This is a genomic window from Pseudomonas sp. QS1027, assembly GCF_002814235.1.
GTDB lineage: Bacteria > Pseudomonadota > Gammaproteobacteria > Pseudomonadales > Pseudomonadaceae > Aquipseudomonas.
This window is the reverse complement of sequence record NZ_PHSU01000035.1, coordinates 44,417-58,591: the sequence shown is the minus strand read 5'-3', so window position 1 is coordinate 58,591 and position 14,175 is coordinate 44,417. Positions and strand designations below refer to the sequence as shown.

Sequence of the window (14,175 nt, the reverse complement as noted above, 5' to 3'; positions counted from 1 at the left end):
GTGAAAACGCGTCAATGGGCGCCCCTATGACGGGCTGGGCTTGCAACGCTGTCAGCTCTCCAGGCTCATTCGGCAGCGGTGATTGGACATCCTGATGTGTCGCGTCGATGTGTGCCTTGCAGCCGCTGAGGACCGGGTCGTTCTGGGTGATCTGGCTCAGGTTTTGTACCTTTCGCGCAGCTCCGTTAGGACGAGAAATGGCCTTCCGAAAAAACTCGTATTTCCCACGAGTTTCAGGTGTTGAAGAGTATTGCGAGCGTCAGACGCCAGGGCTAGTGTTCAGAAGCCACTGTCAGTTCAGTGATACGGGCTGGACACCCGGTGCAAAACAGGCGCACCGCACCGCGAGAGCGGTTATAAGGAGCGTCACCATGACAAATCAAATTAACCCTGATCTGCAGCCCACTCGCAAAGCCCCTAGCACTACCGACAAAAAGATCTACCGGCGTAAAGTCTCTTCTGATCTCTTAAACCCAACTGAGCTGGAGCCGGCAATCACGCCCCGCTTGCTTGATCCTCTCGCGTTCACGTACTCCAAACCGGTTATTCCCGAGGATCCGTTCAATCCCGCGTTGTTTGCCATTCAACCGGGAGGCTGGAAGGCTCGCCGCAAGCATGAAGTGCAATCCATATCAGCAGTCACCGCCGTTGGTGGCTGCTGAATTTCACAACACGGAGTCGCCTTGATGGTATCTGCCGAGAAGAGCCGATCTGTTACAACTCAGCCTTTGCCCACTTGGAAGTGCGAGGAAGAGTACTTTCGGATGACCCATGAGGCTTTGGCAGTCTGGTCTTTGACGTTGCTCCCGTCATTGGTGAATCACAGATGACTCAGTCTGTGCATTTCATAATGGCGATGATCGGATCCTGAACGAACGGCAAAATGGGAAAACCAATAAGCGGTATTGCCTGGAAGGCAGCAACCATAGGTGGGGTGGTCTATGACCTGAGCCATCTGGCCCCTCATCTGTGGGAAGTAACCATTCCTCCCAAGGATGCCAAGCCTGGCTTGTCGCTTAAGGTGAATGTGACCTATGGGCTGCATTGCTTCTCTCGCTCCCCTCATCTCGAAGAGCAGGTCCATCAGGAGAGCTGGTACGCCGACTCACGGGAAAGTCGGGTGTTTTGCAGCCTTCGCTGGGAGCTATCGAAGCAACTGCCAGGCATCATCGCCACCTTGGGAGAACGGCGGTGTATGCACACCGGTCGGGAGGAGTTCGTGATCATAGAGGTTATGCATCGGGGACGGGTCTTCGACTACGCAGTGTTTTTCACCGTAACCAAAGCCAGGAAAGCCGAGGGCGCTCACCTGAACCTCTTTGTGAATAGTGCCCACGAGCGCCATGATCCGTTGCAGTACAAGAAGCCAATCAGCTTCAACTTTATCCTGCTGAACCGGTATCAAGGTAAAGAGATCAAGATGCCTCGCTGAGAAAAGAAAAACCCCCGCAATGCGGGGGCTTTCTTTAATCCGGAATCTCTTGGTTATCCCACTCTATGGTGCGGACCTCTCGCGAGGTGGATGGGCGCTTACACCGGTCAGCGCTACCTATTCAGTACGGTCATTATTCAACCATTTGTTGAATAGTAAAAGGGCCGTTCATCATTTTTTATCATCCTGGATACCTCGCTTTCATCGAGGATCATCGACACCTGTTCTGCGTTGACCTTCGTCGTGATGCTACGGTGATGGCTAGGAAACACTCCATGCCAGAGAGGGCAAGCCATGAATGTGCAGTGGACATTTGATGAGGAGTCGAACTCTTCGATTTCACCGGCAGCTTACCCCGTCCATATCTGTCAGCTTATATCCAGCAGCTGGCTACAGACCTTGCCTCACTCTGCACTTGGGAAACATCGGACACCCCCAGAATTGCTGTCCTGCCTTCGTGCCAGAGTTCACGGTGCGGATCATCAGATCACTGCCGCATTTCGGGCATTGCCGCTCGGCGTTTGGGTCGCTACGGCGTTTCAGGTTTTGCACATGTTCGCGGTGGGTCGCGAGGGATGGCGTGCGCCTGCTGGTTTGCAGGGCGTGCATGAGGACGTCGACCTCGGCCTCACTGAATACCCTCTGCTGGAATGATTTGATGTAGCGGATAAAGCCAATGCCCTGGGTGACGTTGGCCGGCATCTGAGTCTTGAAGGTACTGCCGCCGATGAAGGTGATGACCGAGTACAGATGCTCGGAGTTAACACCAAGGGTGGCTTCCAGGGCTTTGAGGTGTTTGTAGTTCTGCCGTAGCGGGTTCTGGAACTTGAACGTGCGTTTGTAGAGCTTTTGCGTCCACTGTGGCTGCTTCTCGCTGCCAAAGATCCAGCCGCGCATGTTCTTCGTTTCCAGCACGAAGATGCCGTAAGGCGAGAGGAAGACGTGGTCGATCTGCGTGGTGCCGTCAGGTGTGCTCAGGGTGACGTTGTGCAGGCAGCGGTAGGTTTGCTTATCCAGTTGCCAATGGGCGAACAGACGCACCAGGAGTTCGCCGATGTGACCCTTGGCCCAAGGCAACTTGAGCAGGCCGATCAGCACTATCAGCGGAATCAACCAGCCAAACGTGCTCCAGAACTGCGCGATGATAGGAGTGAAGTCCATTTCTTAACCTTCAGCAATTCAAAGATTCCTTCAGCGCGGAGCGGTTGTAGCACCGCTTGCAGCTGTTTTGGCGTTGGGTGCGCAGGTGCTACAGGTGGCGAATCCAACGACCAAAAAACTTTGAGCTATCATATTGATATTATCGGTGTTTAGACAATCGGAATTAACCAGATGCCGTCGAGGGCGAGGCATGTTGCATTCGGTTGAAGTGACGCGTGCGGTGGTGGATGCCCTGCTTGAGGGGCGCCCCCCTATCAAGCGCTGCCTGCTTGGACCGTGATCGCATGGCGTTTCAAGTACGCGGTTGGCGGGGGGTGGTTTCGATGGGGCTTCATCACTGTCGCCGGCCATCGAACGGTTGGGGCCGCCCTTTTCTTTGCCCGTCACAAAAGCGTGTAGCGCTCCTCGAAAATCATGAGGGCCCGCTAGCCACCGCATCCCCCAACAAACCCTCCCTCGCATCCCGAGTCTTCGACGTCAACAGCATCCGATACTGCCCCGGTGTCATACCAAACCACTGATGACAGGCCCGATAAAAGCTACTCAACTCCCGAAACCCCACGCGATACGCTGCTTCCTGCAAGCTGCAGCACAGATTACCCAGATGAAACTCCGCCTGACCCCGACGCGTTTCATTGGCCAACTCCTTATACGGCTGACCGGCCTTCTGCAGCAGCCTCTGCAAGGTCCGCTTGCTCATGCACAGCTTCTTGGCCATGTCCTCAATGTGCGGGACGCCCTCGCTCAACGACTCCAGAATCATCTTGCGCACTTCCCCCGGCACAGAGAAATAACGGCGGGTCGACAAATGCATCTCGGCAACCAGTTCATGCAAGGTTGCCAATTCCTTGTTCGCCGAAGAAAGCGGTTTTTCCAGATCGCTGTTGGCCAACACAATCGAATAGCAGCTTGCGCCGTACTTCACCGGGCAATGGAATGTTTGCTCGTACACCGAAACATCCGCCGGAACCGAATGCATCACACTGATTCCGCGCAACTGAAGCGCCGGGCCTACCAGCATTCGACACAGGCCGAACATCGTGGCAATGCCGGCATCGCCGTATTGGCGCGGGACCTGGTTCGCGTCCAGAAAGTGGCACGAGAAACGATGCTGTCCGCCCTCCTTATGCAATGACATGGCGATGGAGGTGTCGAGCAAGGTCACGAAGTGGACCAGTCGTTCCAGCGCCGCGTACAACGTGGCGCTGGACATCATCACATAACCCACCACATCGAAGATGCCGGGGCCGGTTTGCGAGGTGGCGCGCAGGCCGATGTCGGGGTCGTGGGAGAGTTCGGCGGCCAGGGTATAGAGGCGGTAGAGCTTGACCCGCGGAATCCATGACTCGTCGAAGCTCAAGGCCTGCACGTCCAGGTCCACGGTCTGGCAAAAACTGTCGATGTCCAGCCCCGTCGACCGCAAGGCGTCGATCATGAAATGCGCTAATGAGGGGATGACCTCAGGCATGGACGTTCCTTGATGGTTGCTGTGAAGCACAGCGTGGCTGGCGGTAGACTATCGGATTCTGCCGACGTTCACGTTAAAGCGTTGTCCATATCAAACGAAGCAGATGGCGCCAGATGCCAAGGTCATGGCGCCGAATGCGATTGCCGGGCACTGCGGCGAGGGTCAGATTGAGCCCCGGGCTGAGCCCAAGCACACCCTGCTGCTTGCCTGGCTCCGTTGCCGATTATGGAGTTACTTCATGGCTTTGCACCAGACCGTAGAAACGCGCGATCCCTCCATTGAAGACGTCTACTCAAGCGGTGCCTCAGAGCGCCGTTTGCCCAAATACCGCTTACCCGACCACTCCACCGCACCCTCGACGGCCTATAACCTGGTACGCGATGAGTTGCTGCTGGATGGCAACTCCCGGCAGAACCTGGCGACCTTTTGCACCACCTGGGTCGAGCCGGAAGTCCAGCAGTTGATGGCCGACTCCATCGACAAGAACATGATCGACAAGGATGAATACCCGCAGACGGCCGAAATTGAAAACCGTTGCGTGCATATCATTGCCGATCTCTGGCATGCGCCGAAGTCGTGGCAAACCGTGGGCTGCTCGACCACGGGCTCCAGTGAGGCCGCCATGTTGGGCGGCCTGGCCCTGAAGTGGAGCTGGAAGAAACGTCGCGAAGCCGCGGGGCTGTCGACCGATAAACCGAACTTCGTGTGCGGCCCGGTGCAGATCTGCTGGAAGAAATTCGCGCGTTACTTCGACGTGGAAATTCGCGAAGTGCCCCTGCGAGACGGCGCGCTAGGTCTGCGGCCCGAAGACTTGCGCGAGTTCTGTGACGAAAACACCATTGGTGTGGTAGCGACGCTGGGGGTCACCTTTACCGGTATTTACGAACCCGTGGCGGCACTGGCCCATGAACTCGATAGCCTCCAGCGTGAACTGGGCCTGGATATTCCCATCCATGTCGATGCGGCAAGCGGCGGCTTTATCGCGCCCTTCATTCAGCAAGAGCTCAGCTGGGATTTCAGCATTGAGCGCGTCAAGTCGATCAACGCTTCGGGCCACAAGTATGGCTTGGCACCCTTGGGCGTCGGCTGGATTATCTGGCGAGCCAAGGCCGACTTGCCGGAAGACCTGATCTTCTACGTGGATTACCTGGGCGGCAACATGGCCACCTTCGCCTTGAACTTCAGTCGCCCCGGCGGCGAGATCATCGCCCAGTACTACAACTTCCTGCGTTTGGGCCGCGAAGGTTATACCCGTATCCAGCAAGCCTGTTCGGACACCGCCCAATGGCTGGCGTCGGAGATCGCCAAGATCGAGCCGCTGGAATTGGTCTACGACGGCAACGGCGGCCTGCCGGCGGTGTGCTACAAGCTCAAGGACGGTATCGAGCACGGCTTCACGCTCTATGACCTTTCCGAACGCGTACGCATGCGCGGTTGGCAGATTGCCTCGTACCCACTCCCGTCCGATCGCCAGGACATCGTGGTTCAGCGAGTCCTGGTACGCCATGGCGTCAGCCGGGATTTGATCGCGATGCTGTTGGATGATCTGCACAAGGCCATCGCCTTCCTGCAGAAAAATCCGATCCCGCATTCCGAGGCCGGGCCTACGTTCAGCCATGGTGCCCTGTCGGCCGTCGATACCACGGCCAACCTTTAACCCCGCCTGACTCCGACCACCGGGGCGCGACTTCCATCGCGCCCCGGTGGTCGTGCCCTTTATTGCAAATAGCTTAAGGAAAGCAATGTGAATTGGCTCCAAAGCACCCTGCGTGCCTACCCGGAGATGGCGATTTTCCTGTCCCTGGGTTTGGGATTCTGGTTTGGCGGCAAGTCATTCAGGGGGTTCAGCCTCGGGGCGGTGACCTCCACCCTGATTGCCTCACTGATCATCGGCCAGGCGGGGATTGTCATCTCGCCTAACGTCAAGAGCACCTTCTTCCTGATGTTCCTGTTCGCCGTCGGTTATGGCGTGGGGCCGCAGTTTGTCCGTGGCATCGCCAAGGATGGCTTGCCACAGGCGTTGTTTGCCGTGGTCATGTGCGTCCTGTGCCTGGCGGCACCGATGCTGGCGACCTGGATCGCCGGTTACGGCCTCGGTTCGACGGCCGGGTTGTTCGCCGGTTCGCAGACGATCTCCGCGTCCATGGGCCTGGCCACCGATGCCATCAACCGGCTAGGCCTGGACGCCGAGCAGGCGCGACAGCAACTCGATTCCATGCCGGTGGCCTACGCGGTCACCTACATTTTCGGCACCGTCGGTTCGGCGCTGATTCTGGCGTTGCTGGGGCCCAAGCTCTTGCGTATCAACCTGGTCGAAGCCTGCAAGGATTACGAACTGAGCATGGGCGGGCACCAGGACATCGCCAGCGAAGGCACGGCCTGGCACCGCTACGTGCTGCGCGCCTACAAGGTGCCGGAGCACAGTGCATTCGTCGGCCTCAGCGTCCACCAGGCCGAAGCCCACTCCCATGGCAAGCGCGTGTTTATCGAGCGACTTCGGCGCCAGGGCAAGATCGAGACCCTGACCTCTGAAACCCTCCTCATGGCCGGTGACATCCTGGCGGTGGGCGGGCGCAATGCCGACATCCTGGAGTTGCTCGGCCATTCCGAAGCCGAGGTGGACGATCCCGAATTGCTGGTCGTACCGGCCGACGGGGTCGATATCTTTGTCACCAACAAAAAATACGATGGCCAGACGCTGGAGCAACTCTCCCAGTTGCCGGCGGCCCACGGTGTGTTTATTCGCCGGATCAAGCGTGGCGCCATCGCCGCCGAGTTGCCGGTATTGCCCAAGACGGTCATTCACCGTGGCGACATCATCACCCTGGCCGGCCTGACCGCGGACACCTCCGCGGCCGCCAAGGAGCTGGGCCAACCCGACCGCAAGAGCGACATGGCGGATGTGGCGTTCATCGGCCTGGCGATCTTTATCGGCGCGCTGATCGGCGCGGCGGTGTTCACCATCCATGGCGTGCCGATCACGCTCTCCACCGCCGGTGGCGCGCTGATCGCCGGCCTGGTCTTCGGTTGGTTGCGTTCGATTCACCCGACCTTCGGCAGAATCCCCGAGCCCACCGTCTGGTTCATGAATTCGGTGGGCCTGAACGTGTTCATTGCCGTGGTCGGCATCAATGCCGCGCCGGGCTTTGTCCATGGCCTGCAGACCCTGGGTGTGAGCCTCTTCCTCTGGGGCATCTTCGCCACCTCGGTGCCGCTGATCCTCGGGATGTTCATCGCACGCTACGTCTTTCGCTTCCATCCCGCCCTGGTGCTGGGTTGCTGCGCGGGTGCGCGCACCACCACCGCTGCCCTGGGCATGATCTGCGAGACCGCTAAAAGCAACGTCCCGGCCCTGGGTTACACCGTGACCTATGCCGTCGGCAACACATTGCTGACCATCTGGGGAATGGTGCTGATCGTCATTCTTTCCTGAGATTGCCCTTCCGTATTCCCGTGCGGCCACTGGGTCGCACGTCAGACAAGGCCCCGTTCATGACCCATGATTACAGTCAATACGCAGCGCTGAGCCCCTTTGAGCTCAAGGATGAACTGATCAAGGTCGCGAGCAGCCGAGAGAATCGCCTGATGCTCAACGCCGGGCGCGGCAACCCGAACTTTCTCGCCACGTTGCCGCGCCAGGCGTTCTGCCAACTGGGGTTGTTTGCCAACCACGAGGCCGAGCTGTCGTTTTCATTCCTGGGCAACGGCATCGGCGGACTGCCGAAAGTCGAGGGCATCGAAGCGCGCATGGATCGCTTTCTGGCCGACAACGCCAGCCAGCCGGGCGTCGATCTGCTGATGAAGATCACCAGTTATGTGCGCGACCAGTTGGGCCTGGACGGGCCGGCGTTTCTCCATGAAATGGTCGAAGGCATCCTGGGCTGCAACTACCCGGTACCGCCGCGCATGCTGAGCATCAGCGAGAAAGTGGTGCGTGAATACCTGGTCAAGGAAATGATCGGCGGCAGCGTCTCGCGGGACGACTTCGATATTTTTGCCGTCGAAGGCGGCACCGCGGCCATGACCTACATTTTCAACAGCCTCAAGGAAAACAAGATCATCCGTGCGGGCGATAAGGTGGCGATCGGCATGCCGACGTTCACGCCTTATTTCGAAATCCCGGTGCTGGAAGATTACGGCCTGGAGGTCGTGCATATCGATGCTTCGCCGGAACTGGGCTGGCAGTATCCGCAGTCCGAACTGGACAAGCTGCTGGACCCGGCGATCAAGGTGTTCTTCGTGGTCAACCCGAGCAACCCGCCGTCGGTGCGCATCGATGACCGCAGCCTGGCTTATATCGCCGAGTTGGTGGAAAAGCAGCGTCCGGATCTGTTCATCATCACCGATGACGTATACGGCACCTTTGCCGACAACTTCACCTCGCTCTTTGCGACCTGCCCACGCAACACCGCCCTGGTGTACTCGTTCTCCAAGTACTTCGGTTGTACCGGTTGGCGGTTGGGCGTGATTGCCCTGCACAAGGACAATATCCTCGACCAGCAAATCGCCGCGTATGACGAAGATAAGCACGCCTCGCTCAACCTGCGTTACCAGACGCTGGTGCCCGATACCGCGAAATTGAAGTTCATCGATCGGCTGGTGGCCGATAGTCGCTCAGTGGCGCTGAACCACACCGCTGGCCTGTCGACGCCTCAGCAAGTGCAGATGGTGCTGTTCTCGTTGTTTGCCCTGATCGACAGTACCGACAGCTACAAGCAGGTGTTGAAGAAACTGATTCGCCAGCGTCACCACGCCCTTTATCGCGAGCTCGGGGTGGCTATCCCGGTGGACGAGTTCGAAGTGGAGTACTACACGCTGCTGGACTTCGAGCAGATTACCGAAGACCTGTACGGTGAGGCATTTGCGCGTTGGGTTCATGACAATGTCGACCCCAATACGCTGTTGTTCCGCATCGCTGATGAGACGGGGATCGTTATGCTTCCGGCTACTGGCTTTGGCACCAAGAAGCCGGGTGGGCGTTTGTCTCTGGCCAATCTCAATGAATATGACTACGCCAATATCGGCAAGGCTTTGCGCAAGCTGGCGGATGGCGCTTACGAGCACTACAGGGCGTCGTTGGAAAAGTGAGAGCCGTCTGAAGGCGACCTCGGCGCAACAAAGCCAGCTATCGGCCAGAAGCAAACATTCAAGCGTTTCGAACTATCTCGTCCCAGACGGTGGGGGTTGAGAAAAGCTCCTCGAGCAGCCCCACAAACGCTTTGACGTTGGGGCTGCCTCGTCGACTTTCCGGCCACAACGCCGTGATAGAAGCCCGGTCCACCGTAAACTCGGGAAAGAGCGGCTTCAATTCCCCGCGAGCCACGTAGGGAGCCGCTACATAAGTCGGTGACATACCGATTCCGCCACCCGCTGCCACCACGGCTGCAACGGCATCGCTCGCATCGATGACGATGGCCGAATCCGGTGCCCACTCGACCACTTTTCCGTCCACATTGAACGGCCAGCGCAATGCCTGGCCGGAGCTTTGATAACGAAAGTTCACGCAGTCGTGGTGCGCCAGGTCACTGAGCTCTAACGGAGTGCCGCGTCTGGCCAGGTAGGCCGGTGAAGCAAAAGCGGCTATCCGATGAGGCCCCAGTGCTTTCGAGATCAGTCGCGAGTCCGCCAGGTTGCCCACGCGTACCGCGACGTCGATGCCTTGCTCAATGATGTCCGAATACGGGTCGCCCAGGCGCAGGTCGATGGCGAGCTTTGGGTAACGCTCGCGAAACCTGGGAATGGCTGGCGCCAGGATGTTCAGGCCGATAGGTGGCGGCGCGGTAACCTTCAACGTGCCGGAAGGTTCGGCCCGAGAGGCAACGGCGGCCTGATCGATCTCTTCCACCTCGCGCAAAATGCGCAAGGCCCGCTCGTACAAATCCCGTCCTTCCGGGGTCAGGGTGAGCGAGCGGGTGGTCCGGCTGAACAGCTTCAGTGCGAAGTGCTGTTCAAGGCGTTGCACGCTTTTGCTGATGGCTGACGGTGAGACAGACAAATCGCGGGCTGCAGCGGTATAGCTGCCCAGGGAGGCGGCGCGGGCAAAGGCAATGAGACCGGTAAGGCGGTCCAACCCTATTTGTTCCTTCATGGCATGAGTAAAGCGACTTATGCCCTAATTATCAATCTCGACCCAAGGCTTTAGCCTTTCTCCCATCGACGCCATCCAGGCGTTCAAGGAGATGGACCATGACGACCACACCTGCGCTCAATCAAGCTTTGCCCGCCAATCTGCATGGCCGGACCGTGGTGATTTTCGGGGGGACGTCCGGCATCGGTTTGGCTGCCGCCATTCAGGCCAAGGCCGACGGCGCACATGTGACCGTCATCGGTTCCGATGCCACCCGTGCCGAGCAGGCTGCCCGCGACAACGGTCTGGACGCCTGGCGCGCAGCCGATGTCACCGATAGCCAAGCCATCTACGCCGCCTTGGCGGATATCCCGAAAGTAGATCACCTGGTGCTCCTGGCCGGTACGTATGTGGTGGGCAAGGTGCTGGATGCCGGGATTGATCACATGCGCCAGGCATTTGAGGAGCGTCTGTGGGCTTCGGTGCATGCCATTCGAGCCCTGGGCGAACGCCTGGCGAAAGACGGCTCCATCACTTTTATCTCCGGGATGTTGTCGGATCGCCCCAATGCCCATGGCACCGCCGTGTTGGCTGCTGCGTCAGCTGCGATGGATGCACTGGCTCGGGGCCTCGTCCTGGAGTTGGCGCCGATTCGGGTGAACACGCTGTCACCCGGTCCGATCAATACCCCCATTTTCACTAAAGCACTGGGCGACGGGCGTGATGCGTTCGTGGCGGCGCTGGAACAGTCGCTGCCGTTGCATCGTCTGGGCACCGCAGCAGAGGCGGGCGCTGCGGTTGTTTTCCTGATGACCAACGGGTTTATGAATGGCGCCACCTTGAATATCGATGGTGGCGCCAGGCTGGTCTGAGCGGGCGGTTGTCTACGGTGAGACGTGATGGTCTGAGGTGGATCCCTCAAGCAGCGCATCCACCACAGCCCTCGCCATCTCTACCGAATGAAGCATGCCCCAGAACAGAGACCGCTCCACCGGATTCGTATGCAGGCTGATTTCGTCTCCATTCAGTTCGGCTACTGCGAGCAATTTTGACACGTAGGTCAGCGCGTCCTGAGCTTGGACACCTGGCTGGATGGCAAAAATCGTAGGTCTGAACGGGTCATCGTAATCGATGGTTTTAGAGAGGGTCAGACCGAGGGTATCGAGCAAGCGGGCCGCATCCGGCCGGGTTGATTTCACAGAACCGTTGGAAACGGCAGGCGGATCGGGAGTGATTTTTTTAACCATGGTAAATCTCCTGGCTCAGTTTAGGAGATCACCACACTCGCTGCGAAACAAGGGTGGCGAACTGTACGCAGGTTCGCAGACCGGTGAGCTAGGACAACCGGCAGGCATAAGCCTCCTGCGCACAGCCCGCCATAACGCGGGCATAAAAAAACCGCTTACACGGCGCTGTGCGCTAGCTCACTATCGGGCTGCGAAACCCGTATCGCTGAATTTGCAGCGACTACAGGAATTTAGACCCAGCAGCGAGCGCACACAACATTCTCCCACGACCAAAACACGTAGGAAATATTAGTTTTTTTGGAAGGCCATTTCTCGTCATGCCGCCTTGGGAGGCGTCCCTCCGAGTACGCATATACATAGGTAGTCGTTCGATTGATTGAGTCCGTGTGTTCTGGAATGGGGGGCTGGATGGTCATGGAACCCACATACAGGTCCAAGCAGCGAGCCATCTATCGGGTGAGACCCACGAGGATCAATATTTTCGGGGCCGTTTTAGAAATGAGTAGAAAATATTTTTCTCAGGTGTGGACGTTTTGTGGACGCTATCGTGGCCAGATCCAGGCTTAACCCCTCCAGATAGGCCAAAGCCACGCTTGGCTCTACTCAATCAGTATTGAATGGCTGCCCTATCGCGTACGGTATCATAGTGTAATACCATGAATAACAAGCAGCTCAGCACCCTGAAGGCCGTCTTCTCGAAGCCCACTCCGGCCACGCTGGAATGGGCTCGTATCGAATCGCTGTTTGGTGCCGTCGGCGCCAAAACCATTGAAGGCAATGGGTCGCGAGTACGATTTGAACTGAACGATGCGGTCGGAACCTTCCACCGACCACACCCCGATAAAGAAGCAAAGCCTTACCAGGTTCGTGATGCTCGGGCTTTCCTTGAACAAGCAGGAGTTACCCCATGAACGTGATGAATTACCAGGGCTATGCCGCCCGAATCGAGTACAGCGAAGAGGACGGCCTTTTTGTCGGTCACATCGCAGGCATTAAAGATATCGTTGGATTCCATGGTGAGTCGGTTCAGGAGCTTCGAGCAGCGTTTGAAGAGGCTGTCGTCGATTACCTCGACACTTGCGCCAAGCTCGGTCGTGCTCCACAGAAGCCCTACTCTGGAAATCTGAGCCTGCGACTGGCTCCGGCGCTTCACGCCACAGTGGCTGTCAAGGCGCAATTGGCTCACAAGAGCATCAATCAGTGGGTTTCTGATGTCCTGGATCGCGAAGTCCACGCCTGAACCTTCTCGCGCCAGGTGCGCAGCCGTCTCAATCTCTTTCTAGGTATTCGGTCCCGACTCGCTCGAAATCGATCAGAAAGAAGCCTTGGATTTTTTACGTGTGGACACTTTGTGGACGTTTTCAGCTTTTTGAAAGCACGAAAACTAAAGGTCCAGAAACGCCAAAGCCCCGCATTGCGGGGCTTTGATGTATGGTGCCGGCACCAGGAGTCGAACCCGGGACCTACTGATTACAAGGAAGTTGCTTTAAACATATAAATCAGTTGGTTAGATTGTTCTTTATTACGTGCTGATGCTTGGCTGGCCGCATAGTTGGTATGCTCCAGATCTCTTGTTACGTGATGTCCTTGGGTAGATCACAGCTCTTCCGGGAAGGTAGCAACTTCTCCCACATCGACCACGTACGTGCCCGGTGCGATTTCCACCTCAACATCCCAATCGCTTGGGGGCGAGCCTGCTTGAACCTCTGTGCATGTGAGGAAAGCTGTCACCTCGATCTCTACGTCGGTATTTACGCTATCTGAGTCTATTGCCAGTTCGTCACGATCGATCGAGTCCCACAGATATGTTGTTACTGAGGTTTCGACGTTCACCATAACTCGTGCCATAACCTCAACGAGCCAGGTATTTGGGTCTCCTTGATTGTTCCACACGGACGTACTATCAGGGTCGAGTTCATAGCTGATTAGGATATATTCACAAACCTCACCCTCTACCCGAGAGCCGGTATCGGAATAAATATCACCTACGTCCCATGCGGCTCCGATAACGTGCTCTCTTAGTGCGTCGCTCAACTGAGTGTGCAATGATGAGTCGTAATCTTCAATCGCTTCGTTCATCAACGATTGAATTTGAGTGGCTACTTCCCCCGTTGCTATAAATAATGCAGTAAGTTCGTCGAGCGATTTTGCGCAATAGAGCAGATCAGACTGCGCTGCAAAGGCCTCCCAGCCGCCATCCATAGAAACTACGATGCCCATAGAGTCAGTAGCTGCCGCAAATGCCTCAAGTAAAAGTAGAGACGTAGCGTCCGGGAATTCTGATTTCTTATCAGTTTTTAAGCCAAACGGCGCACTAGTGTTGAAATAACGACGAAATAACTCATCTATTATACCTTCGCCCTGGGTAGGTAATACACCACCTCGACACGTTGCTGCATAGTTTTCTATTTGATTTCGGAAAAAAGCACGTGCAGTCACTTCTGCACTCAAACCTTCAAAGTTGCTAATTAGGCCATCCATTGGTAGTTCTGCAAGTCTCTTTAGGTTGGTAGAGGCTGCTTCAAGCTGTTGTATATTTTTTAGAACAGACTCCATGCGATGCTTTATTATTTCGTTAGCCACCACATCAGTAAGCTGTAGGTTCATAGTTGACGGGAGTTGGCGATGAAGCTGATTTAACGCGCCTGCTTCGAAATTATAACCTTGGGATTGGATCACATCCGTGTCGATTGAGAAAAAAGAAACATCGCCGTTCCACAATTGCTCTGGTGTTGGCATCCCTGTTGGCATCGGTGTTCCCTTTCGAGTGCTGAGGTTTTAGGTGGCTAACATAGTCCTT

13 protein-coding genes are annotated in these 14,175 nt (G+C 56.9%); 8 read left to right on the top strand and 5 right to left on the bottom strand.

Features of this window, described 5'->3' with window-relative positions; all coding sequences use genetic code 11:
• Window positions 1-371: 371 nt before the first annotated feature.
• Complete coding sequence (locus tag CWE01_RS29060; RefSeq protein WP_100944014.1) at window positions 372-662, top strand: hypothetical protein; 291 nt, start codon at window positions 372-374, stop codon at window positions 660-662.
• A 221-nt stretch (window positions 663-883) separates the two neighbouring features.
• On the top strand, window positions 884-1,432 hold the full coding sequence (locus CWE01_RS29055) for a hypothetical protein (protein WP_100944013.1): 549 nt from the start codon (window positions 884-886) through the stop codon (window positions 1,430-1,432).
• Between the two features lie 390 nt (window positions 1,433-1,822).
• Here the strand turns inward: CWE01_RS29055 and CWE01_RS29050 are convergent, their stop codons facing one another.
• Entirely contained in the window at window positions 1,823-2,593 is a 771-nt protein-coding gene (locus CWE01_RS29050) for a nuclease-related domain-containing protein (RefSeq protein WP_100944012.1), read from the bottom strand.
• A gap of 412 nt (window positions 2,594-3,005) precedes the next feature.
• Complete coding sequence (locus tag CWE01_RS29045) at window positions 3,006-4,061, bottom strand: AraC family transcriptional regulator (protein ID WP_100944011.1); 1,056 nt, start codon at window positions 4,059-4,061, stop codon at window positions 3,006-3,008.
• Between the two features lie 238 nt (window positions 4,062-4,299).
• Here CWE01_RS29045 and CWE01_RS29040 point away from each other — a divergent pair, with 238 nt between their 5' ends.
• The 3 genes from CWE01_RS29040 to CWE01_RS29030 all read left to right on the top strand — a co-directional run bounded on the left by CWE01_RS29040 (window position 4,300) and on the right by CWE01_RS29030 (window position 9,149).
• Entirely contained in the window at window positions 4,300-5,718 is a 1,419-nt protein-coding gene (locus CWE01_RS29040; RefSeq protein ID WP_100944010.1) for a glutamate decarboxylase, read from the top strand.
• Between the two features lie 87 nt (window positions 5,719-5,805).
• On the top strand, window positions 5,806-7,494 hold the full coding sequence (aspT, locus tag CWE01_RS29035; protein ID WP_100944009.1) for an aspartate-alanine antiporter: 1,689 nt from the start codon (window positions 5,806-5,808) through the stop codon (window positions 7,492-7,494).
• A gap of 59 nt (window positions 7,495-7,553) precedes the next feature.
• The gene (locus CWE01_RS29030) at window positions 7,554-9,149 is read left to right on the top strand and encodes a bifunctional aspartate transaminase/aspartate 4-decarboxylase (protein WP_100944008.1); all 1,596 of its coding nucleotides are present in this window, start codon (window positions 7,554-7,556) and stop codon (window positions 9,147-9,149) included.
• Between the two features lie 58 nt (window positions 9,150-9,207).
• Here CWE01_RS29030 and CWE01_RS29025 read toward each other — a convergent pair whose 3' ends face one another.
• The gene (locus CWE01_RS29025; RefSeq protein ID WP_100944007.1) at window positions 9,208-10,149 is read right to left on the bottom strand and encodes a LysR family transcriptional regulator; all 942 of its coding nucleotides are present in this window, start codon (window positions 10,147-10,149) and stop codon (window positions 9,208-9,210) included.
• A gap of 98 nt (window positions 10,150-10,247) precedes the next feature.
• Between CWE01_RS29025 and CWE01_RS29020 the strand changes: the two genes are divergently transcribed.
• Entirely contained in the window at window positions 10,248-11,000 is a 753-nt protein-coding gene (locus CWE01_RS29020; protein ID WP_100944006.1) for an SDR family oxidoreductase, read from the top strand.
• Between the two features lie 12 nt (window positions 11,001-11,012).
• Here the strand turns inward: CWE01_RS29020 and CWE01_RS29015 are convergent, their stop codons facing one another.
• The gene (locus tag CWE01_RS29015) at window positions 11,013-11,375 is read right to left on the bottom strand and encodes a hypothetical protein (RefSeq protein ID WP_100944005.1); all 363 of its coding nucleotides are present in this window, start codon (window positions 11,373-11,375) and stop codon (window positions 11,013-11,015) included.
• A 656-nt stretch (window positions 11,376-12,031) separates the two neighbouring features.
• Here CWE01_RS29015 and CWE01_RS29010 point away from each other — a divergent pair.
• On the top strand, window positions 12,032-12,286 hold the full coding sequence (locus tag CWE01_RS29010) for a type II toxin-antitoxin system HicA family toxin (RefSeq protein WP_100944004.1): 255 nt from the start codon (window positions 12,032-12,034) through the stop codon (window positions 12,284-12,286).
• On the top strand, window positions 12,283-12,615 hold the full coding sequence (locus tag CWE01_RS29005) for a type II toxin-antitoxin system HicB family antitoxin (RefSeq protein WP_100944003.1): 333 nt from the start codon (window positions 12,283-12,285) through the stop codon (window positions 12,613-12,615). The genes CWE01_RS29010 and CWE01_RS29005 overlap by 4 nt, the downstream gene beginning before the upstream one ends.
• A gap of 356 nt (window positions 12,616-12,971) precedes the next feature.
• Here CWE01_RS29005 and CWE01_RS33450 read toward each other — a convergent pair whose 3' ends face one another.
• Entirely contained in the window at window positions 12,972-14,126 is a 1,155-nt protein-coding gene (locus CWE01_RS33450) for a PIN domain-containing protein (protein ID WP_157815304.1), read from the bottom strand.
• Window positions 14,127-14,175: the final 49 nt, after the last annotated feature.